The organism is Corynebacterium pelargi (genome assembly GCF_014635485.1).
Lineage (GTDB): Bacteria > Actinomycetota > Actinomycetes > Mycobacteriales > Mycobacteriaceae > Corynebacterium > Corynebacterium pelargi.
In genome coordinates this window covers 220,337-241,238 of record NZ_BMCX01000001.1, presented here as the reverse complement: position 1 = coordinate 241,238, position 20,902 = coordinate 220,337, and the positions used below count along the sequence as shown (strand labels likewise).

At 57.7% G+C, this 20,902-nt stretch carries 20 protein-coding genes and 1 tRNA gene; 18 read left to right on the top strand and 3 right to left on the bottom strand.

Going from position 1 to position 20,902, the window contains the following annotated elements; all coding sequences use genetic code 11:
- The first annotated feature begins 503 nt into the window (after window positions 1-503).
- From IEU99_RS01085 to IEU99_RS01040, 10 genes are all read left to right on the top strand, one after another.
- Window positions 504-578 (top strand) — tRNA-Val (locus IEU99_RS01085).
- Window positions 579-962: 384 nt separating this feature from the next.
- Window positions 963-1,577 carry a copper resistance CopC family protein gene (locus tag IEU99_RS01080; protein WP_128889727.1) on the top strand — a complete coding sequence of 205 codons (615 nt, stop codon included), beginning with the start codon at window positions 963-965 and terminating at the stop codon, window positions 1,575-1,577.
- 44 nt (window positions 1,578-1,621) lie between these two features.
- On the top strand, window positions 1,622-2,236 hold the full coding sequence (locus tag IEU99_RS01075) for a copper chaperone PCu(A)C (protein WP_229718334.1): 615 nt from the start codon (window positions 1,622-1,624) through the stop codon (window positions 2,234-2,236).
- A gap of 60 nt (window positions 2,237-2,296) precedes the next feature.
- Window positions 2,297-3,562: a Dyp-type peroxidase gene (locus IEU99_RS01070; RefSeq protein ID WP_128889728.1), complete on the top strand. Its 1,266-nt coding sequence runs from the start codon at window positions 2,297-2,299 to the stop codon at window positions 3,560-3,562.
- A 157-nt stretch (window positions 3,563-3,719) separates the two neighbouring features.
- Window positions 3,720-5,786, top strand: coding sequence for a threonine--tRNA ligase (gene thrS, locus IEU99_RS01065; RefSeq protein ID WP_128889729.1), 2,067 nt, complete (start codon window positions 3,720-3,722; stop codon window positions 5,784-5,786).
- 40 nt (window positions 5,787-5,826) lie between these two features.
- Window positions 5,827-6,390 (top strand): ATP adenylyltransferase, encoded by a 564-nt coding sequence (locus tag IEU99_RS01060; protein WP_229718333.1) that lies wholly within the window; start codon window positions 5,827-5,829, stop codon window positions 6,388-6,390.
- On the top strand, window positions 6,383-7,036 hold the full coding sequence (gene pgsA, locus IEU99_RS01055) for a phosphatidylinositol phosphate synthase (protein WP_128889730.1): 654 nt from the start codon (window positions 6,383-6,385) through the stop codon (window positions 7,034-7,036). The genes IEU99_RS01060 and pgsA overlap by 8 nt, the downstream gene beginning before the upstream one ends.
- Complete coding sequence (locus tag IEU99_RS01050) at window positions 7,033-7,929, top strand: phosphatidylinositol mannoside acyltransferase (protein ID WP_128889731.1); 897 nt, start codon at window positions 7,033-7,035, stop codon at window positions 7,927-7,929. The genes pgsA and IEU99_RS01050 overlap by 4 nt, the downstream gene beginning before the upstream one ends.
- 121 nt (window positions 7,930-8,050) lie before the next feature.
- Entirely contained in the window at window positions 8,051-9,139 is a 1,089-nt protein-coding gene (locus IEU99_RS01045) for a glycosyltransferase family 4 protein (RefSeq protein WP_128889732.1), read from the top strand.
- Window positions 9,140-9,142: 3 nt separating this feature from the next.
- Entirely contained in the window at window positions 9,143-9,598 is a 456-nt protein-coding gene (locus tag IEU99_RS01040) for a hypothetical protein (protein WP_128889733.1), read from the top strand.
- Here IEU99_RS01040 and IEU99_RS01035 read toward each other — a convergent pair.
- The 3 genes from IEU99_RS01035 to IEU99_RS01025 all read right to left on the bottom strand — a co-directional run bounded on the left by IEU99_RS01035 (window position 9,595) and on the right by IEU99_RS01025 (window position 12,824).
- A complete protein-coding gene (locus IEU99_RS01035; RefSeq protein ID WP_128889734.1) occupies window positions 9,595-10,782 on the bottom strand; it encodes an aminotransferase class I/II-fold pyridoxal phosphate-dependent enzyme in 1,188 nt (395 codons plus the stop codon). The two genes, IEU99_RS01040 and IEU99_RS01035, sit on opposite strands and share 4 nt — an antisense overlap.
- On the bottom strand, window positions 10,779-11,492 hold the full coding sequence (locus IEU99_RS01030; RefSeq protein ID WP_128889735.1) for a 6-carboxyhexanoate--CoA ligase: 714 nt from the start codon (window positions 11,490-11,492) through the stop codon (window positions 10,779-10,781). Before IEU99_RS01030 ends, IEU99_RS01035 begins: the two co-directional genes overlap by 4 nt.
- Window positions 11,493-11,621: 129 nt before the next feature.
- The gene (locus tag IEU99_RS01025) at window positions 11,622-12,824 is read right to left on the bottom strand and encodes a glycosyltransferase family protein (RefSeq protein WP_128889736.1); all 1,203 of its coding nucleotides are present in this window, start codon (window positions 12,822-12,824) and stop codon (window positions 11,622-11,624) included.
- Between the two features lie 98 nt (window positions 12,825-12,922).
- Here IEU99_RS01025 and IEU99_RS01020 point away from each other — a divergent pair, with 98 nt between their 5' ends.
- The 8 genes from IEU99_RS01020 (at window position 12,923) to secF (ending at window position 20,643) form a co-directional block, all read left to right on the top strand.
- On the top strand, window positions 12,923-13,804 hold the full coding sequence (locus IEU99_RS01020; RefSeq protein WP_128889737.1) for an acyl-CoA thioesterase: 882 nt from the start codon (window positions 12,923-12,925) through the stop codon (window positions 13,802-13,804).
- A gap of 106 nt (window positions 13,805-13,910) precedes the next feature.
- Window positions 13,911-14,663 carry a YebC/PmpR family DNA-binding transcriptional regulator gene (locus tag IEU99_RS01015; RefSeq protein ID WP_128889738.1) on the top strand — a complete coding sequence of 251 codons (753 nt, stop codon included), beginning with the start codon at window positions 13,911-13,913 and terminating at the stop codon, window positions 14,661-14,663.
- A gap of 127 nt (window positions 14,664-14,790) precedes the next feature.
- On the top strand, window positions 14,791-15,318 hold the full coding sequence (ruvC, locus tag IEU99_RS01010) for a crossover junction endodeoxyribonuclease RuvC (RefSeq protein ID WP_128889739.1): 528 nt from the start codon (window positions 14,791-14,793) through the stop codon (window positions 15,316-15,318).
- 46 nt (window positions 15,319-15,364) lie between these two features.
- A complete protein-coding gene (gene ruvA / locus IEU99_RS01005; protein ID WP_128889740.1) occupies window positions 15,365-15,970 on the top strand; it encodes a Holliday junction branch migration protein RuvA in 606 nt (201 codons plus the stop codon).
- A gap of 55 nt (window positions 15,971-16,025) precedes the next feature.
- Window positions 16,026-17,111, top strand: a complete 1,086-nt coding sequence (gene ruvB / locus IEU99_RS01000) for a Holliday junction branch migration DNA helicase RuvB (protein ID WP_128889741.1) — start codon at window positions 16,026-16,028, stop codon at window positions 17,109-17,111.
- A gap of 22 nt (window positions 17,112-17,133) precedes the next feature.
- A complete protein-coding gene (yajC, locus tag IEU99_RS00995) occupies window positions 17,134-17,496 on the top strand; it encodes a preprotein translocase subunit YajC (RefSeq protein WP_128889742.1) in 363 nt (120 codons plus the stop codon).
- 232 nt (window positions 17,497-17,728) lie between these two features.
- The gene (secD, locus tag IEU99_RS00990) at window positions 17,729-19,534 is read left to right on the top strand and encodes a protein translocase subunit SecD (RefSeq protein WP_128889743.1); all 1,806 of its coding nucleotides are present in this window, start codon (window positions 17,729-17,731) and stop codon (window positions 19,532-19,534) included.
- A gap of 2 nt (window positions 19,535-19,536) precedes the next feature.
- Window positions 19,537-20,643 carry a protein translocase subunit SecF gene (gene secF / locus IEU99_RS00985; protein ID WP_128889744.1) on the top strand — a complete coding sequence of 369 codons (1,107 nt, stop codon included), beginning with the start codon at window positions 19,537-19,539 and terminating at the stop codon, window positions 20,641-20,643.
- The last annotated feature ends 259 nt before the right edge of the window (window positions 20,644-20,902 follow it).

Genomic DNA, 20,902 nt, shown 5'->3' with positions numbered 1-20,902 from the left:
TCGAACTCGCGACCCTCACCTTGGCAAGGTGATGCGCTACCAACTGCGCTACATCCGCATACAACTGCTGTTGCGATCACAAACATTAGCCTTAAGAGTTCTGAACCTCCAAATCCGCTGTTAGATAAGCCTTCAAACCTCGTTTTCTTGGCGTTGAGTACCCCTTCGGCCGGTGTGTGATCGCCCTTTTATCCACGCGGCACCCACGCGGTACCCACGCGTTGCCCTCGCATGCGCCCCGCTCATCCAACGCGCCTGGGCAGGGGAGTGTTGGGTTTACTCAAAAGATCCAGCGCCTGGCTCTTGCGTGTGTCCTCCTGCGGTCAGGAGCAGGAATGTGGCGGCAGTGACAAGAGCAGGGTGGCTGCCGATGCGGAGGGGGAAATCGGGGAAGGTGAAATCCAAAACACGGAGTGACGTGCCAATTAGGAGAAAATATTTCCTTCGTGTTAATTTTGAACGCGCAAAGAAGGCGCAAGCGCTTAGCGTGATGGCCGTGTTTTGGTCCCATGGCTCAGTGGAAGAGCGTTCCGTTCACACCGGAAAGGTCGCTGGTTCGATCCCAGCTGGGACCACCACCTACACCCCACATCCGTGGGGTGTTTTGCTTTTTACTACCCCCTTCTTGCGCAATTGCGAGCCAGCGGGTCAGGGGCTGGTGAGATACCTCGTTTGGCCTGGACTTTTGAGTGATTTACGGCCGGGTGGGTGTGGCGATTTCGCCGCTCAGCACGTCGGGGTTGAGGGCGCGGGTATCCGGTGCGGTGCAAGTGGTAAATCCCACATCCGGGCCGGGTGGTGGAACTCCTTACTAGCAAGCAGCGACTAGTGACTGTTCGTGCATCAAGATCGCCGGCGGGAGGCAAGCCTGTACCCGCGTAGGCTTGAGGCGTGAAGGCATAACAGCGTTGTGCTGTTGAGGTGCCAGTGTCCGCGTACCTGATTGTGTTTAAAGGAGAGGCGTGTTGATCCCCTCGTTCAAGGTGAATAATCTGCACCGTTTCGCAGCGGCTTCTGCCATGGCAGGGCTCCTAGCTGCACCCTTGCCGGCTTTTGCCCACGATGTCGTGCTGGATTCGAACCCTGAAAATGGCGCGGTGGTAAAGGAATTTCCAGAGGAAGTCACTTTGGAGTTTTCCGGCATGATCAAACCGGATTTCAACACTTTCGCCATCACCGATCTTGATAGCGGCGAACAACTCTACACAGGCGAACCAGAGGTCGATGGCCCGAACGCTTCCCTGGCTATTCCAGCGGATAAACGAGGTGGCGAAGGTAAGTACCAACTCGGCTACCAAATCACCTCATCCGATGGGCATGCCACCCGCGGCAAGATTGCCTTCGAAGTGAGCGACGAAGGCAGCGATCAAGGCAATGATCAAGGCAGCGATCAAGACGGTGCTGCAAACGCTGCTGATCAGTCCGAAAACACCCAAGGCGAAAGCCAAAAGGCCCAAGAACGTGATGACCAAGCCGCAAATCCTGCAGACACCAACAATCTTGGTCTGATCGCTGGAATTGCCGCCGCCGTCATGCTGCTGGGCATCTTGGTGCTTGCCATCCGTCGGCGTCGTTAGTGCCTCAATTCCGGTTCGTTTCTCCCTAAAGAAAGGCAAATACCGTGAAGGTACAGTCCATTGCTCTGAAGTCCATCGCCTGCGTCGGTGCCACCGCGCTACTCCTGGCCGGTTGCTCGAATAGCGAGCAGGATTCGGCAACCTCGAGTGCAGCTAGCCTCACGCAAAGCACTGAGAGCACCAGCAGCACCGAAACCCCAAGCGAAGCCAAGCTCACCGTCACCGATCCCTACGTCAAGGCGATGGAGGGGGATAAGGACATGACTGCCATTTTCGGTGTGCTGCACAACGATAGCGATAGCGATATCAACGTCGTCGGCTTCAGCGCCACCATCGATGCCAAGAAGTTCGAGATGCATGAGGTAGTCGATGGCCAAATGCGCGAAAAAGAAGGCGGATTCACCATCCCCGCCGGCCAGTCGCTGGTTCTTGAGCCAGGCAAAGAGCACATGATGGTCCTTGGGGTCACCGAACCGGTCAAGGCCGGCGATAAAGTCGATCTCACCTTAGAGCTTGGCGACGGCTCCACCGTCGAGGTGCCTGACGTGCCCGTTCGTACCATCGGCGCGGGTGACGAAAACTACGGCTCCGATGCCGATGACATGAAGGACATGGGTGCCTCGGAAAGCCCCTCCGCTGAGCACGAGCACAACCACTAAGCAGCCCGTGCAGCTAAAGAGCAGGATTACCCCAGCAAACACATCGTCGAAATAAGGATCATGGAACCTTCACAGCCGTCTGAGTCCTCGCAATGCCCAATGCACTTTTCTCGCCGAAGTTTCCTTGGAGGGGCATCGGTGCTTGGGGGTGCGGCCATGCTGCAACCGGCGGTGGCGTTGGCCAATGCGCCACAACCGGAATCGGGAGCAGACTGTGAAGTGGGATCAAAGGCGGTGCCTTTCGACGGTAAACACCAAGCAGGTGTGCAAACCGTTCCTGCCGCACACCTCAATGTGCTGGGGTTAAACCTGCGCGCCGGGGTTGGCAAAAAAGACGCCAAGCGTCTTCTTAGCCTATGGACGGAAGACGCCCGGCGACTCACCCAAGGCCAAAACCCGCTCGGCAGCCTCGAACCAGAGATGGTGCAGCACCCCAGCAACCTCACCATTACCTGCGGCCTGGGTTCCCGCTTCTTCGATATCGTCGACAAGCAAGATCAACGCCCAGCGTGGCTCAAAGAAGACCTGCAGTTTTCCAAAGACCAACTCAAACCGGAGTGGGGACAAACCGACCTCGTGTTGCAGATCTGCTGTGACGACCCAGTGATGCTCGCCTTCGCTACTCGCCACATGCTTCGCTCCGGCGTGGACTATGTACAGCAGCAATGGCTGCAACAAGGCTTTTTAAATGCCCCAGGAGTCAAAGACCCGAAAGCCACGCCAAGGAACCTCTTTGGCCAAAAAGACGGCACCGTGAATCCTCGTTCGGAGGATGAATTCGACCAGCAAGTCTGGATCGATGGCGAGGATGACGCCCCCGCCTGGTTAGAAGGCGGCAGTTGCCTCATCGTTCGCCGCATCGCCATGAACTTGGATACCTGGGAACAGCTCGATCGCGAGTCGCGCGAAATAGCCATCGGCCGCACGCTCGACTCAGGAGCACCCCTCGGGCAAAAAGATGAATTCGATCAAGCCGACTACGACAAGACCGATGAATACGGCCTGCCGTATATCGACGCCCGAAGCCACATGGCACTTGCCTCGCCGCCAAGCGATAAGCCCAAAGAAAAACTGCTGCGTCGCGCCTATAACTACGACGTGCCACCGAATACCGGCAGCGAACAGCTATCCAATGCCGGGTTGGTGTTTTGCTGCTATCAAAAGGATCCGCGTAAGCAATTTATCCCCATCCAGCAGCGCCTCAACGACGGCGACAGGCTCAATGAGTGGATTACCCACACCGGTTCAGCGATGTACGCGATTGTGCCGGGTACGCAAGAACAGGGAGATGAACCTTACTGGGCAGCCTCGTTGCTTGAGGGCTAGCTCCTTGGCGGTAGGATGCTTATGACACGTCGGTGGTTTCCCTAGCATCACGCCACATGCCGGTGGCTGAGTTTCACCTTCGTGCTCCAATGTCCAACGTTCGCGTCCAGGTATGACGCAGCGATGCTTGAGCGCAAGTAAAGGAGCGCAGCTATTTATGGCACACCTCATTGAGCCGGTGCAGAACCCTCACCAACCTTTCCTCGTGCCTGCAGGCACTGCAGCAGGTGCTGCGATGCGGGAACTGGAACTGCCAAACAAAGGCCCTGAGGCCATTGTGTGCGTGGAAGAGGCAGATGGCACGATCCGCGATCTCGCCTATGTGCCGGAAGAAGACACGCATGTCACCCCGGTTCCTGCCAATACCGCCACCGGCCGTGCGGTGATCCGCCACTCCTGTACCCACGTGCTGGCGCAGGCTGTGCAAGCAGAATTCCCCGGCACCAAGCTCGGCATCGGTCCTGCCATCGACAATGGCTTCTACTATGACTTCGATGTGGCAGAGCCCTTCACGCCCGAGGATCTCAAGCGTTTAGAAAAGCGCATGAAAAAGATCATCAAGCAGGGGCAGAAATTCGAGCGCCGGGTCTATGCCGACCAAGAAGAAGCCACCGAAGCCCTCAAAGACGAGCCCTATAAGCTGGAGTTGATCCAGGACAAGGGCAATGTGGACCCCAATTCTGATGAGGCCACCGAGGTTGGCGCCGGGGAGCTCACCGGCTACTACAACATCAATCCGCGAAGCGGTGAGGTGGAGTGGTACGACCTCTGCCGCGGCCCCCACGTGCCCACCACCAAGTACATTCCGGCATTCGCGCTCACGCGCTCTTCTGCTGCGTACTGGCGTGGCGATCAATCCCTCGCCGGCCTGCAAAGAATCTACGGCACGGCTTGGGAATCGAAAGAAGCCCTCGAGCAGTACCAAATGATGATCGAAGAGGCTGAGAAGCGCGATCACCGCAGGCTAGGCCAAGAGCTCGACCTGTTCAGCTTCCCGGACGAGATTGGTTCCGGTTTCCCGGTCTTCCACCCCAACGGCGCCATCGTTCGCCTGGAAATGGAAGAGCACTCTCGTCGCCGGCACATCGCCGAGGGCTACTCCTTTGTCAATACCCCGCACATCACCAAAGGTGAGCTCTTCCAAAAGTCCGGTCACCTGGACTTTTATGCCGACGGCATGTTCCCTCCGATGCAGCTCGATGGGGAGTACGACGAAGACGGCAACGTAGTCAAGCAGCCGCAGGACTACTACGCCAAGCCGATGAACTGCCCGATGCACAACCTGATCTTCGCCTCCCGCGGGCGTTCCTACCGCGAGTTGCCGCTTCGCCTTTTCGAGTTCGGCACGGTGTATCGCTACGAGAAGTCGGGTGTGATCCACGGCCTAACGCGTGCCCGCGGCTTCACCCAAGATGATGCCCACATCTACTGCACCGAGGACCAACTCGAACAAGAGCTCACCACGGTGCTGGACTTCATCATCTCCTTGCTGCGCGACTACGGCCTGGATGATTTCTACTTGGAGCTCTCCACCAAGGATGAATCCAAGTTCGTTGGATCAGATGAGATCTGGGAGCGCTCCACTGCGATTTTGCAGCGCGTAGCCGATGCATCCGGTCTTGATCTTGTGCCGGATCCCGGAGGAGCGGCCTTCTATGGCCCGAAGATTTCGGTGCAGGCGCGTGACGCCATTGGCCGTACCTGGCAGATGTCTACTGTGCAGCTCGACTTCAACCTGCCTGAGCGCTTCAACCTGGAGTACACCGCCCCTGATGGCTCCAAGCAGCGCCCGATCATGGTGCACCGTGCGCTTTTCGGTTCCATCGAGCGTTTCTTTGGTGTGCTGCTGGAGCACTATGCCGGTGTGTTCCCCGCGTGGTTGGCCCCGCAGCAGGTGATGGGTATTCCTGTGGCTGATAGCTTCAGCCCCCACCTGGAGGCCGTGTGCGAGAAACTGCGTGCTCAACAGGTGCGCGCCACGGTGGATACCTCCGATGACCGCATGCAGAAGAAGATTCGTAATCACACCACCTCCAAGGTGCCGTTCATGTTGTTGGCGGGTGCTCGGGATGTGGAAGCAGACGCTGTGAGCTTCCGTTTCCTCGACGGTTCCCAGGTCAATGGTGTGCCGGTGGATCAAGCGGTGCAGTTGATTGTGGATTGGATTGCGCAGCGCAAGAACGAAGCGCCGACCAAAGAAGCAGTCGAAGCTTTGCTGCAGTAGTTTCGGCAGCAAGTAGGAGATCAAGAGAAAGGGCACGCGCGTGCAGCAATACCACGACACCGGAGTAGGGGTGCCGGATCGCCTTGAGCGGCTCTGGGCGCCCTACCGGATGGGGTATATCCGCCAAGATGGGCAGCAGGACTCCAAGCCCAGGAGCAATCCATTTGTGCAGATCCCTGAGCTTGACGACGCCACCGGACTCATCGTTGCCCGTGGTAAAAGCGTGTATTGCGTGCTCAATCTCTTCCCCTATAACGCTGGGCACATGATGGTGGTGCCGTACCGCGAAGAACCGAACTTAGAGGACCTCAACGAGGAGGAATCCGCTGAAATGTTCGCCTTTGCCCAGGCCGCCATCCGCGTGCTCAAGCAAGCATCGAACCCCGATGCCATCAATGTTGGATTCAACCTCGGTAAGGCCTCCGGTGGTTCCGTTGCCGAGCATCTACATATGCACATCGTCCCGCGCTGGAGCGGAGACTCAAACTTCATGACGATCATCGACGGCACCAAAGTGCTGCCGCAGCTCCTGCGCGATACCCGCGCACTGCTTGCTCAGACGTGGTCGTCAATCGAAGGCCTACCAGGAGAAGCTCATGCTTAGCGTCCGAGGCCGCAAGCCTGCCGCCGTGATCGTCGAACCCGTGGCAAAACTGTTTGCCAAAGCGGGCATTTCACCCAACGCTGTGACCACCATCGGTGCAGCAATTACCATCGCCATCGCCGTCATCTTGATCCCAAGTGACCACTTGGTCGCGGCTGCCTTACTTTCGGGGCTCTTTGCCGCCTTCGACATGGTCGACGGCACCATGGCGAGGTTGCGTGGTGGCGGAACCAAGTATGGAGCCACACTTGATGCCACCTGCGATCGGCTCACCGATGGTGCGCTGTTTGCTGCCATCACCTGGTGGCTGATCTACACCTACGATGCTCCAAAGCCACTGGTGATCGCGGCCTTTACCGTATTGGTGTGCTCCCAGGTCATCTCCTATGTCAAGGCTCGCGCTGAAGCCTCTGGCTTTAAAGTCAATGGTGGCTTAGTCGAACGCCCCGAGCGTTTGATCATCGGACTCGTTGGCCTTGGGCTGCAGGGCTTTGGCGTGCCCTACGCCATTGATATCGCCCTATGGATCTTAGCCCTGGGCAGCATCTTTACCGTGTGGCAACGGCTGCATATGGTCAAGCAATCACCAAAGGCAAGGCAGGTTATCGCACCTCCTGCCGGCGCCAAGGAGTTCCCCGGCGCATGAGTGCACGAGAGGCGCTGAGCGCCAAAGCCTATATCGCCGGATGGAAACTCGTCCGGCGTTTGCCCATCGGCGTCGCCGATGCGCTGTTTAGCTTCGCTGCCGATTGTTGGTCGCGCAGAGGTGCAGGATTGCCCCAACTGCGTCAAAACTTGGCCCGGGTGGTGGGGCAGGAGCATGTGGATAAGCCACTAGTACGCGCTGCTTCTCGTTCCTATGCACGGTATTGGCGCGAGGCTTTCCAATTACCTGCGATTGCAGAAGACCCACTACTGCACGAACGCCTCCTGCAAAGCGTCAAAGGCATTGAGCGGCTGCAAGCCTCGGTTGACCAAGGCAAAGGCGTGGTGCTTGTGTTGCCGCATAGTGGTAACTGGGACATGGCTGGGGTGCTGCTCGTGCATGTGCACGGCCAATTCACCACGGTGGCCGAACGCCTCAAACCGGAATCCTTGTACCAGGCCTTTGTTGATTATCGCGAAGGTCTCGGGTTTAAGGTCTTGCCGCTCAGCGGTGGCCCGAAGCCATTTCAGGGCCTTAAAGCCGCCCTCGAAGCAGGTGAGGTGGTCTGCCTGCTTGGAGAACGTGACCTCAAACGTAGCGGGGTGGAAGTGCAGTTCTTCGGCCACACCGCGCGCATGCCAGCAGGGCCTGTGAAGCTGGCCCAAGAAACCGGCGCAGCGCTACACCCAGTTCACCTGTGGTTTGAGCCGCAGGGGTGGGGATTCGAGGTTGGCGAAGCTATCGAGGTAGGCCAGCTTGAAACCACGGTGCAACGCGTAGCCGATGCGCTTGCCGAGGGCATCGCGCGGCATCCCGCAGATTGGCACATGCTGCAGCCGCTGTGGATCGAAGATCTCGATCAACAGCGTTATCTTCGAGGGCTCGATGCCTAGGGTGGGATACACTGCCACGTATGCAACGGCCATCACCTCGAATGGTCGAGGCAGGCAATTACGCTGCCACAACAATGGTGCACCGCTAGGGTGCCTTGAAGGTTTCTAGAAGGGAGCAGGTGTGAATATCGGTATCGTGTGCCCCTACTCCTTCGATGAACCAGGCGGAGTACAAGCCCACATCCTTGACTTAGCGCAGGTGCTCATCCACCGCGGCCACAACGTATCGGTGCTCGGGCCATGTTCGCCAAGCACCGAGGTGCCAGACTTCGTGTGCAAAGGCGGCCCAAGCATCCCGGTGCCCTATAACGGCAGCGTGGCTCGTATTTCTTTGCAGCCTTCAACATTCAAACGCACCCGAGAATTCATCCAAAACGGCAATTTCGACGTGCTGCATATCCACGAGCCGAACTCGCCTAGTTTTTCCATGGCTGCCCTGCGCATCGCCGAAGGCCCCATCGTGGCCACCTACCATGCCTCGTCTTCTGGATCGCGTCTGCTCAAGCTCCTGCTACCGGTGTTGCGAGGCCCGCTAGAAAAGGTGCGCGGCGGCATTGCCGTGTCTGAGATGGCTCGTCGCTGGCAAGTAGAGATGCTCGGCGGAGATCCGGTGTTAATCCCCAATGGTGTGGATACCCAGGCATTTGCGCAGTATCGCAGCGAATCCACGGCTCAAGATCACACCGAGATTGTGTTCCTAGGCCGTATCGACGAATCGCGCAAGGGCCTACCGGTGCTGCTCAAAGCCCTTGACGGGCTGGATCGCGATGTTCGCGTCACCGTGATCGGCGCCGGTCAGCCACGCCCGCATCCGCAGGTACGCTACGTAGGCAGAGTCAGCGATGAAGAAAAGGCCCGCATCCTAGCGGGTGCCGATATCTATGTAGCCCCCAACCTTGGTGGAGAAAGCTTTGGCATCGTCCTCGTCGAAGCCATGGCCGCCGGTTGTGCGGTGGTGGCAAGTGACCTCGAAGCCTTCTCGGCGGTATGCGATGCAGAAAGCGAGCATCCAGCCGGTGCCTTGTTTAAAACAGGTGATCCCAACGCGCTGCGAGCCGTGCTTCAACGGCTGATCGATGATCCCAAGCAGTGTGCCGCATTGGTGCAAAGTGGCCAAAAGCGGGCGGAATTATACGACTGGCAAACGGTCGCCGACGAGGTAGAGCGCGTGTATGAAACCGTTGCCGATGGAACGAAAGTGCAGGCATAAAGCATGCAAACTGTGTTGCTGGTGCTGCTGAGCGTAGCCATCACCATCGCGCTTTTGTGGGCGTATTTCACAGCACAGCGGCTCAATCGCCTTCATATCCGCACCGATGCCGCGCTGCAGTCTTTGCAAGCCGCACTGGATCGGCGCGCAGCGATTGCTGCGGTGTTAATCCCCGATATTGCTGCCCAAGCCCATGCCGCCGAACAGGTTCCTTTGGTGTACGACCACTTTGCCCAGCGCATTGAAAAAGAACGCCCAATCTCTGCGGCTATCGCGCAGTTTGGTGAACAACCTCCGGCACCATTGGCAGACGCCGAGGTGCGCCTGCAGCTTGCTCACCGTTTTTATAACGAGGCAGTTTCCGATACGAGGGCGTTAAGAACTCGCCCCCTGGTTCGCCTGACCCGCCTTGGGGGTCGAGCGCAGTTACCCGCGTACTTCGAATACACCGAGTGCTAGAGGTCGGATGCGCCCAGCAGTTGGGTGATTGCTGAACACGCCTCGGCTACTACCGCGCGCGGATGCCGAGCGGTGATGGTCAGCCGCAGCATCGCCTGGCCATCTGGCACGGTGGGGTAGCGAATCGCCGGGATGAACCAGCCCTGGTGGAAAAGTTGCTGGTGGAGTGTGAGCGCGCGTTCAGTGCTGCCGACGACTACTGGAATGATCGGGCTTCGTGGCCCTGAGGGTTGTAGGCCAAGGTTGGTATAGGCCGTGTCGATATTCAGGCTCAGTTGCTGCAGCGGGCCGGGGTCGGTGTCGAGGACATCGAGGGCTGCGATCAAGGCAGCGGTGCTGGCGGGCGTATTGGCCGTGGAAAAGACGAAGCTTCGGGCACGGTTGCGAAGCAGATGGCCAAGGGCGCTGCCGCAAAGCACGAAGCCACCGATGCCCCCGAGCGCCTTGCTGGCGGTGCCGATAACGATCTCATTTTCGTAGCGCTGGGGATAAAGCCCCAGAATGCCCTTGCCGCCACCGAGGTTTCCTACTCCGTGGGCGTCGTCAAGCACGAGCCAGGCACCAAATTCTTGGCAAATGCTGCGCAGGCGCGGAAGGTCGATGATCTCGCCGGTCATGGAAAACACCGCGTCGCTGACCACGATGGCCTGCTTTTGTGAGGTGTTGGCGTGGTGTTCGAGCAGGTTCTTCAGAGCGGAGAAATCGCCGTGATCAAAGATCTTGGTGCTTGCCTTGGTCATGCGGGCACCGTCGATGATCGAGGCGTGGTTGAGCGCATCGGAGAAAATCGTGCAGGAAGCATCGCTGATGGCCTGCAACACGGAGACGTTTGTTTGGAAGCCGGTGGCAAAAAGCACCGCATCTTCGGTGCCGAAAAACGCAGCGAGCTTGGCTTCGGCTTCGCGGTGCAGCGCTAAACCCGTGGTCAGCCGCGAGCCACCAGCCGTGGTGCCATAGGTAGCGATGGCGTTTTGGGCAGCCCGTTGCAGTGCCGGGTGCATGCCAAGGCCGGCATAATCGGAGGAGGCGAATTGCCAGACCCGCTGGCCGTTGATCTCGCACTGAAGCTCGGTGCTGGAAAAATCCCGGACGTGGCGTTCAAGGCCGCGGGCTTGCCAGGCAAGGTTGCTTGCCTGCGCGAAGGCCTCGATGCTGCGCTGTGTACCTGTGTGCTGTTGCGTCATTGCACCATCACCGCCTGTTGCTCAAGAAATGCGCGTGCTTCCTCTGCACGCTGCTGTGGGTTATTGCCGCCATCGATGATAAAAACTCGACCTCCAGAAGGATGCCCGAAGGCTTTGGCATGAGGGATGCGGAAGTACACCCCACCGCGAGCGAGGTAGCCCGTGGTGTAGGTGGGGTCATCTGAAATGCACAATTCGGCCACCATATGCGGGCAGGCTGCCACTTTGGAGGCCAAGGTAAGCGCCTCGTTGTGGTACTGCTTCGAGCCTGGGTGCGCGGGCTGGTCTGCCTGGGCGCTGCCGAAGGTAGAAGCACGCACTCCTCGTTGAGGATCCGGGTCAAGGCGTTGGCCGGTGTTGGCATCGACAAGCGCTGCACCCCGTAGACGCCGCAGGGCATAAAGCATCTCGATGGCAGTGGGTGCCGCTGGCAGATCTGCCAGTTGCTGCAGCATCCATTGTTGTGCCTGGGCTTGGTCTGCGCAGGGGATTTCTTCTACTTGCAGCCTTGGCACAAAGCGCACCTGATCGTGGATCTGGGTGATCTTGAGGTGGAAGTCATCCGGGCTTCCGTGGGGATGATTGATCGCGCGCAGCAGGTATGCCTGGGCAATGGCATTGGCTTGTTCGAGGTCGGTGCAGATCGTTTCCGCCCCGGAGGTGTGGACGCCCTGTTTACTGGCGCGCATCTTCACGCTATAAAAGCTCACAAAGGCTTAGTCTAGCTTCGTAGCTGACTTGAAAAGGCTAAACGTTGTTCAAGTTTGAGCCTGTCCCAATGAGGGCACCGAAGCGCCAAGGTTTCCAGACGTCGCATTGAGGTCTTCGACACGGCCCTTCTAGGCATGAGCGCCGAGCCTGTCTCGGTCAAGGCCACGCGCGCGCTGCTGGCGAAGGTGGACAGCCGCAACGACGACCATGGCAACAAGCAGGAGATTCCTTAACACCAGCATCACCGCTGCAAACGCACCGTCGAAAGGCACATGATCAATTCGATCGTAGGTCATCGGATACACCAAGGTGGTGCAGGCCTGGCAGAGCAAACACAGCAGCGCCAGCGTTTTTGCCGTACCGCGTGACTGGAGCAGATACCCCACCACAACCAGCGGAGCCAGCCACAGCAGGTACTGCGGAGAAAGCACCTTATTGGCGCACAGCAGCACCAGCAGCACCAGAATCATCCACGCAACCTGCAGTTCTTGGCTGCGCACGCCCTCGCGCAGCACGCTCCAAAGCCACCAGAGCACCAAGATGGCGCAACCGAGCATGAGTAAAGAAGACACCAGTTGCATCGCAGTATCGCCAGGCCCGGTGATTTCAAAGCTTTTCGACGCCGCGTACTCCACCCGATAACGCTCGGGGCTGAACAGCGCTCCCAGCATGAGGGGAGTAGCTGCCACCGACTCGATTTGCAGGCCGCGAGCACCCTGATAATCAAAGGGGCTCAGCAGGCGCGCAAAACCACCGGTGGCGATGGTGAGCAAGCCTAAGATTGCGACGGTACTCAGAAAAGTAGCGATCTGCATCCTGGTCGCGCGTGAATATAAACGCCCGCCAATGGCAGGAATGAGCGCAAAAGGCCATAGCTTCATCATCGCCGCCGTGGCAAGCAGGATGGCGCTGCGTTTGCGGTAGCCGAACAAGGCCGCCATGCCGACGAACACTCCGGGCAAAATATCAAAGCGCCACAGCAGCACCTCCGGCATCAGCACACCGGTGGCGATCCAAAACGCCTTCGGCCCTGCGCTGGTGGCATGACGCAGCACCAGGTGGAACATCAGTGCGTCCACGCTCAGGCACATGATGCTAAACAGCACGATAAACGCCGTCTGGTTGTCTTTGCTGAGCAAAAACAGCAGACGCAAAGGCCACACGGCCACGGCTGGGTATTCTCCAAGCGCAAGTGTTTCGCCGCTGCTGAGTTCTTCAAAGTAGTACTGAGGATCGCCCTGCGTCCAGGGATTTCGGAGGGCCAGTGCTACTACCGCGATGCGGCTGAGCACCCAGAAAAACCACCAGCGTCGATTGGAAATTGCTTGCACCTGGCTGATTCTATCTATAAACCCTGCGTACTTGGATAAGCTTTGGATCAATTGCCCTGTATCGAGCGGGTCATTGTGGAGGAAGGAAGCCGAGAGGTATGAGTGTAATTTTCGATGTGCTTGAGCTTGAGACCATTGATAAGGATATTTTCCGAGGCAGTGTCGTTCCCTCTAACTTCAAGCGCACCTTCGGCGGCCAAGTTGCTGCACAGGCATTGGTAGCAGCCACCAACACGATCGAAGATAAAGCCGTTCACTCCCTGCATGGTTATTTCGTCGGCCCCGGCGACGCTCGTAAACCCACCGTCTTTTTGGTCGAGCGGATCCGCGATGGCAGGTCTTTTGCCTCGCGCCAGGTTCGCGCCATCCAAGACGGGGAAACCATCTTTGTTATGCAGGCCAGCTTTCACCGCACCGATGATCGCGGCATCGAGCACTCTGACCTTATGCGTGAAGTGCCTGCGCCCGAAGCGGTAACGATGGATATGGACCAGATTCCTAAAAGCTCCAGGGTGGTGCTTGAAGAGTGGAGCGATTGGGATATTCGCAAGGTGGCCGATGAAGACTTCAAGCACAATCCCTATACCGCCAGCCAGCAGGTGGTGTGGTTTAAGTCGAAAACGAAGCTTCCCGACGATCCAACCTTCCACGTCTGCACCTTGGCGTATATGTCGGATATGACCTTGCTGCACTCCTCATTGGTGCCGCACCCCAATCACCCGGTGCAAATGGCATCACTGGATCACGCGATGTGGTTCTTGCGTCCCTTCCGTGCTGATGAATGGCTCCTCTACGATCAAGTCTCGCCTTCGGCACACGCTGGTCGTGCGCTCACGCATGGTCGCATCTTTAATCAACAGGGCGATTTAGTGGCGGTCACAACGCAAGAGGGGCTCACCCGCACGCTTGCCCAAGGCAAAGCCGAAATCCCGATCGCCGGGCTGGACAATAGCGAGGATTCCCCAAACCAGGTTGGTTGATGCCCGACGCGCCTGGGTCTGCTTCCTGCATGAAAGCCACTCGGGCGTATAATGGCGCCGGTTCAAAACTTTATTCCGTATTACCGCAGTTATAGAAGGGGAAATTATGTCAGGGCACTCAAAATGGGCTACTACGAAACACAAGAAGGCGGCCAATGACGCCAAGCGAGGCAAAGAATTTGCCAAGCTGATTAAAAACATTGAGGTAGCAGCCCGTACCGGTGGTGGCGACCCCGCCGCCAACCCCACCCTGGACGATATGATCAAGAAGGCCAAGAAGGCCTCGGTTCCCAACGACAATATCGAGCGTGCCCGCAAGCGCGGTTCCGGTGAGGAAGCCGGTGGCGCTGATTGGCAGACCATCTTTTATGAAGGCTATGGCCCCAATGGTGTGGCCGTCATGATCGAGTGCCTTACCGATAACCGCAACCGTGCCGCGAGCGAAGTGCGCACCCGCATGACCAAAAACGGTGGCAACATGGCCGAAAACGGTGCGGTGTCGTACCTCTTTAGCCGCCAGGGTGTAGTCCTCGTTGAGCAAGGCGATCTCAGCGAAGACGATGTACTCATGGCCGTGCTGGACGCAGGCGCTGAAGAAGTGAATCAGGTAGGCGATAAGTTCGAAATCCTGTGTGCACCCGGCGACATGGTTGCAGTAAAGGCAGCCCTGAGCGATGCAGGCATCGAAGTCGATGAAGCCGACCAAGATTTCCGTGCCTCCGTGGAGGTGGATCTTGGCGTAGCGGATGCTCGAAAGATTCTTCGCCTTATTGATGCGCTGGAAGAATCCGATGACGTGCAAAATGTCTTTACCAACATGAGCCTGAGTGATGAAGTGCTCGCTGAGCTTGAAGATTAAGCCCTAGCACTCCACGTACCGGGGTACCGACTACAGCGTTCGGTACCCCGGTTTTCGCAACTCTGTGCTAATTTAAGAGGGATTGTGGCGCCGCAAGCGCCCAAAGCCACACACAGAAAGTGAGTTCATGCCCAAAGGTCTGAGAGTAATGGGGATAGATCCTGGTCTGACCCGCTGCGGGCTCTCAGTAGTAGACGCCGGACATGGCCGGCAGGTCATACCTGTGGCAGTAGGAGTGGTCAGAACCCCGAGCAACGAGCAACTGACCCAACGCCTGCTAGAACTCAGCGAGGCCGTCAATGAGTGGCTCGATGAATACCAACCCGACGTGGTGGCCCTGGAACGCATCTTTGAACGAGGCAACGTCTCAACCGTCATGCATACCGCCCACGGCGTTGGCGTATTAATGCTGGCCGCCGCGCAACGTGGCCTGGAGGTGCATATGTACACCCCCAGCGAAGTGAAAAAGGCCGTGACGGGAAATGGTCGGGCCGACAAGAAACAAATGACCGCAATGATCACCCGCATTCTTGGGCTCAGTGAACCGCCAAAACCAGCCGATGCCGCCGATGCGCTTGCCCTTGGGGTATGCCATTGCTGGCGAGCCTCCACACTGGGATACGAACAGCGACTCCGATCCAATACCTTGAAATAGCGCTACAGCAGCCAACCACCAACTCGACAAAGAAAGCGAAAGCACCATGATTGCCTATCTAAGGGGCACCATCAGCGAGATTGCGCTCGACCGAGCAGTTATTGAATGCTCCGGGGTGGGATATGAGGTGTGGTGTAGCCCCCGAACACTAGGGCGCCTGCTGCGCGGCGAGGAAGCCAAGGTCATCACCAGCCAAGTCATCAGAGAAGACCAGCACCTGCTCTATGGATTCCTGGAGCAGGAAGAAAAAGAGATGTTCATCTTGTTGCAGTCAGTCTCTGGACTGGGCCCGAGGCTCGCGCTTGCTGCCCAGGCGGTGTTTAGCTGCGAGGAGATTGCCCAACACATCCGCAACGGCGATGCCAAGGCCCTCCAACAAATCCCCGGTGTAGGCAAACGCACCGCGGAGCGAATGGTAGTAGACCTCAAAGATAAGGTTGGCAATTACGCCAGCGCCGAAGCCCCAACACAGGCTTCAGTCCAAACCGGCGCGCAGCCGGGAGTGGCCGAAGCGGTATTAGAAGCGCTCATCGGCCTCGGCTTTAGCGAAAAAGTTGCTCAACCCGCCTTAGATGCGGTGCTCAAAGAAACTCCGCAATTGGATGCTTCTAAAGCCCTGCATGCCACATTGAACGTCTTGGGCAGAAGATAAGCTTGAGCCTTAAAGCGCATATTTGGAATGCGGAGAAGGGAAGTACCCGCCAACTATGGCCAATATAGAAAAGACTGAATTCAACATCGCAGGCTCAGCGAATCAACCCAGCCCTGCGCAACAACGTGATGCCGTAGAACCCACGCAGCAAGACGGTGAGCGCGATGTTGAAAGTTCCTTGCGCCCAAAAAGCATCGAGGAATTCATTGGCCAACCCAAGGTGCGCAATCAACTCAATTTGGTGCTCGGTGGCGCGAAACACCGCGGCGTAGCACCAGACCATGTTTTGCTTTCCGGCCCGCCTGGCCTCGGCAAAACCACTATGGCAATGATCATTGCCTATGAGTTGGGGGCAGGGCTGAGAATGACCTCCGGCCCAGCGCTGGAGCGCGCAGGCGATCTAGCCGCCATGCTTTCCAACTTGATGGAAGGCGATGTGCTGTTTATCGACGAGATTCACCGTATGGCCAGGCCAGCAGAAGAAATGCTGTATATGGCCATGGAGGATTTCCGGGTTGATGTGATTGTGGGCAAAGGCCCAGGGGCCACCTCAATTCCGCTGGAATTGGCGCCTTTTACCCTCGTTGGTGCGACAACTCGCTCGGGTATGCTCACCGGCCCGTTGAGGGATCGTTTCGGCTTTACTGCGCAAATGGAGTTTTACTCCACCGAGGATCTGACCAAGGTGGTCTTGCGCGCCGCGAATATCTTGGGCGTGAGCATTAGCAATGACGCCGCCCGCGAAATCGCCTCCCGCAGTCGTGGCACACCGCGTATTGCCAACCGTCTGCTGCGTCGCGTTCGAGACTTTGCTGAAGTACATGCCGACGGGCGTATCGACCTTGGGGCGGCCAAAGCAGCGCTATTGGTCTTTGATGTAGATGAGCGTGGGCTTGATCGCCTGGATAGGGCAGTGCTCGATGCCCTGATTCGTGGCCACGGCGGCGGCCCGGTTGGTGTGAATGCCCTAGCGATTGCCGTAGGTGAGGAACCAAGCACCGTGGAAGAAGTCTGCGAGCCCTACTTGGTGCGAGCCGGAATGATTGCAAGAACACCGCGTGGCCGTGTCGCTACCGCGGCAGCCTGGTTGCACCTCGGGCTGCAACCACCGGAGGGAACCCTGGGCATGCTCGATCTTTAAGGATCTGGCACACTAGAACACTATGAATCTTTTACTTCTGATCCTCCTGCTGGTCGTGCTGATCCTGCCAACGCTGATGATGCAGCGCCGTCAGCGCCGTGAACTGGCTCGTATCCACCAGGTGCAAGAAGAACTGGTGATCGGCGATCACGTGCTTAGCAATTCCGGTTTGCACGCTATTGTTCGTGGCATCGACGAGACCACCGTGGAGCTCGAAACCTCTCCTTCGAACATCAGCGTGTGGGAGAAGGCAGTGATTGTTCGCAACCTCACCCGCGAGGAACGCGATAGCGTCCAAGCCCAGCAGGCCACCCAGCCTGCAGCGCAGCCCGAAGAAGCTGAACTGCAAAGCGAACAGGATCCAGGCGAGCAGCCACAGCGCTAAGCCCAACGTCTTGTGTCATCAGCGGTTGTAGGAAAACTAAAACCTACAGCCGCTTTTTGTATGTCCATTGCGTGTTTCTTTGGTACGCGTGTACGCGGATCTTAGGTCATGTCGTAGTATGAGCCGTTGAGATAACACCGGAACCCACGCAAGTGTGCAGACACCCTAGCTGCGCTTGCGTACAGGTTCCTCGGGCGTTACTGGATAGCGCAAGAACAAGGGAGAATTCGCATTGCCTTCGCAACAACGCGCAGGGGCAAAATGGAGAACATGGCCCAAACGTGCCATCGCTCTTTTTATTGCCGTACTTGCTGTCATCTATGCACTGATCTTTTTCACCGGCGATGGCAGCCCAAAGCCTAAATTAGGTATTGACCTCCAAGGTGGCACCCGAGTCACGCTGGTGCCACAGGGTCAAGATCCTAGCGATGAACAACTCGCACAGGCACGCAATATCCTTGAAAACCGCGTCAATGGCATGGGCGTGAGTGGTGCCACGGTGGTGGCCGATGGCAAGACATTGGTGATTACTGTCCCAGGCACCGACACTTCCCAGGCGCGCGCCTTAGGCCAGACCTCACAGTTGCTTTTCCGCCCGGTTGCACAGCCCCAAAACCCAGATGGTGCGGCAGTGGAAAAGAACATGGTGGACATGGCCAATCGTTGGGTGTCCTTGGGCATTATCACTCCTGAGCAGGCCAATAATGCACTCAAAGAGCAGGCTCGTTTGCTTGCACAAGCTGAGGGCAAAAACGCCGACGAGGCCAAGCCAGAAAAGGTGAGCGCCAAGGAGCCTGAGGAGCCGGCGAACTCGATTGAGGCCGAGCAGCGTCGAAAAGAAATCCTTGAGGTGCTCAAGAAGGATCGCCAATCGACTGATCCCAATGTGCAGATCGCTGCGAGCAGCCTCATGCAATGCGAACCTGGCAAGCCCGATCCGCTCCAGGGTGCCGATGATCCCTCCAAGCCACTCGTGGCCTGTGCCCCCGAGGGAGAGAACGCCGGCGCAAGGATCTACATCTTGGATCCAAGTCCCTTGCTCATCGGCCAAGATGAGCCCAATGGCAAGCGCCTCACCGGTGATGAGATCGACACCAACCGCCCAATCAATGGTGGTTTGAATCCTCAAACCGGCGAGATGGAAATCAACTTCTCCTTCAAGTCCGATAATGGTGACCAGGGCTCGGCTACTTGGGCCAAGCTGACCAGCGACTACCTCAACCAGCAGGTAGCTATCACCTTGGACTCGAAGATCATTTCTGCTCCCGTGATTCGTTCGGCCACCCCAGTGGGCTCCGGCACGAGCATCACCGGTGATTTCACCCAGCAGCAGGCACAGGAACTGGCCAATAACTTGCGCTATGGTGCGCTGCCGCTGAGCTTTGCAGGTGAAAACGGCGAGGCCGGCGGTACCACCACCACGGTGCCGGCATCACTTGGTGCGGCCTCCTTAAAGGCCGGTCTGATTGCCGGCTTAGTAGGCGTCCTGCTGGTGGCGCTGTACTCGCTGGTGAACTACCGATTCTTCGGCGTGATCTCCATGGTGGCCTTGAGCGCATCCTTCGCCTTGGTCTACGGAGCTTTGGTGCTCCTCGGTCGCTGGATCGGCTACTCGCTTGATCTCGCGGGTGTGGCCGGTTTGATCATTGGTATCGGCACCACCGCTGACTCCTTCGTGGTGCTCTACGAAAGAATTAAAGACGAAGTGCGTGAGGGCAGAACCTTCCGTTCGGCAGTGCCACGCGGTTGGGATCGTGCAAAGCAGACCATCGTTACTGGTAACGCCGTGACCTTGATCGGTGCTGTGGTGATCTACTTCCTGGCCGTGGGCTCGGTGAAGGGCTTTGCCTTCACCCTCGGATTGACCACGCTCTTCGACTTGTTCGTGGTATTCCTCTTTACCGCTCCCTTGGTTATCTTGGCCTCCAGAAAGCCCTGGACTGCTCGCCCGAGCGCCAACGGTCTTGGCAGGATGTTCAAAATCAGTGAGCAGAAGCGTCGACAAGCTCAGGCAGCCGACACCGAAAAGGAGCGTTAAATATGAGCAACAACCTGCTAAGTAAGCTCTACACCGGCGACGGCGGCCTCGACTTCGTTGGCCAACGCCGGAAGTGGTACGCCATTACCGCGGGCATTTTGCTGGTGTGCCTTGTCGCCATTGGTATTCGTGGTTTCAGCCTCGGTATTGACTTCGTTGGCGGCACCAAGATGAACATGCCTGCGGCTCAGCTCAATACCCAGCAAGTAGAACGCACCTTTGAGGATGCCACTGGCATCACGCCCGAGCAGGTGCAGATCGTTGGAGCGGGCGATAGCCGCATTCTTGAGATCACCTCTGAGCGGCTCAACCAAGACCAAATTGATGCCGCACGAAATGCCCTTTACGAGCAGTACAAGCCGGAAAATGCCTCCGGGGAGCAAACCCCGGACGCCATTGGTGATTCCACCGTCTCTGAATCCTGGGGCTCGACGATCACCTCCCGCATGCTGCTGGCCATGGGCGTGTTCCTAGCCGCGGTCTTCATCTACATCGCGCTCAGGCTTGAAAGGAAGATGGGCGTAGCAGCCATGCTTGCGCTGCTGGTGGACCTTGTGGTGATCGCCGGCATTTACTCGCTGGTGGGCTTTGAAGTAACCCCGGCGACCGTGATCGGTTTGCTCACCGTGCTTGCCTTCTCCCTGTACGACACGGTGATCGTCTTTGACAAGGTTCGTGAACTTACCGCCGGTTATCTGGGCAATCGCCGTCGCACCTATGGTGAGCTAGCCAATGAGGCCGTCAACCAAACGGTGATGCGCTCGATTTCGACCACCATCATTTCCGCACTGCCGATCCTTGCGCTGATGGTGGTGGCCGTGTGGCTCATGGGCGTTGGCACCTTGAAGGATCTTGCACTGGTGCAGCTCATCGGCGTGGTTGAAGGTACGTTCTCCTCGATCTTCCTTGCAACGCCGCTGCTGGTATCGCTCAAGGAACGCGAAGCGAAGGTAAAGGCACATAACGCCCAGGTGCTTCGTGCCCGCGAGCATGTAGAAGACCCTGAGGATGAGGCTATCGACGAAGCGATCATCCACGATCGTCTCGACACAGAGAAACCTCAGACGCCTCCGTCGACGGGAGCCACCTGGCGCCCAGGTCAAGGCTAACGCCACCTGCTATCTCACCCCGCTTATGCGGGGTGTTTTGCATATGCCAACAGCGAAGTGGTGCAAGGGGATTACACCTGATTCGGGAAGCAGAACTTTTGGGTTTTATACTGAACAGGATTGCTATCATGCGGAGGCTTCGATGGCTTGCACAGCGCTTAGGCTACGACTTGAACACACCAAAAGTGGTAGCAGCTTTTTCGGCCTCGGCGCTGTGAAAGCTCACCGCATATGCGCATTAGCCAAGACGTTGCGCACC

What these genes read in the sequence shown, in the direction of transcription:
- IEU99_RS01020 (WP_128889737.1), top strand. Translation starts at nt 12,923, where the DNA reads ATGAGTGTAATTTTCGATGTGCTTGAGCTTGAGACCATTGATAAGGAT.
- ruvA (WP_128889740.1), top strand. Translation starts at nt 15,365, where the DNA reads ATGATTGCCTATCTAAGGGGCACCATCAGCGAGATTGCGCTCGACCGA.
- ruvC (WP_128889739.1), top strand. Translation starts at nt 14,791, where the DNA reads ATGCCCAAAGGTCTGAGAGTAATGGGGATAGATCCTGGTCTGACCCGC.
- thrS (WP_128889729.1), top strand. Translation starts at nt 3,720, where the DNA reads ATGGCACACCTCATTGAGCCGGTGCAGAACCCTCACCAACCTTTCCTC.
- IEU99_RS01015 (WP_128889738.1), top strand. Translation starts at nt 13,911, where the DNA reads ATGTCAGGGCACTCAAAATGGGCTACTACGAAACACAAGAAGGCGGCC.
- IEU99_RS01040 (WP_128889733.1), top strand. Translation starts at nt 9,143, where the DNA reads ATGCAAACTGTGTTGCTGGTGCTGCTGAGCGTAGCCATCACCATCGCG.
- ruvB (WP_128889741.1), top strand. Translation starts at nt 16,026, where the DNA reads ATGGCCAATATAGAAAAGACTGAATTCAACATCGCAGGCTCAGCGAAT.
- secF (WP_128889744.1), top strand. Translation starts at nt 19,537, where the DNA reads ATGAGCAACAACCTGCTAAGTAAGCTCTACACCGGCGACGGCGGCCTC.
- pgsA (WP_128889730.1), top strand. Translation starts at nt 6,383, where the DNA reads ATGCTTAGCGTCCGAGGCCGCAAGCCTGCCGCCGTGATCGTCGAACCC.
- IEU99_RS01035 (WP_128889734.1), bottom strand. Translation starts at nt 10,782, where the DNA reads ATGACGCAACAGCACACAGGTACACAGCGCAGCATCGAGGCCTTCGCG.
- IEU99_RS01070 (WP_128889728.1), top strand. Translation starts at nt 2,297, where the DNA reads ATGGAACCTTCACAGCCGTCTGAGTCCTCGCAATGCCCAATGCACTTT.
- IEU99_RS01050 (WP_128889731.1), top strand. Translation starts at nt 7,033, where the DNA reads ATGAGTGCACGAGAGGCGCTGAGCGCCAAAGCCTATATCGCCGGATGG.
- yajC (WP_128889742.1), top strand. Translation starts at nt 17,134, where the DNA reads ATGAATCTTTTACTTCTGATCCTCCTGCTGGTCGTGCTGATCCTGCCA.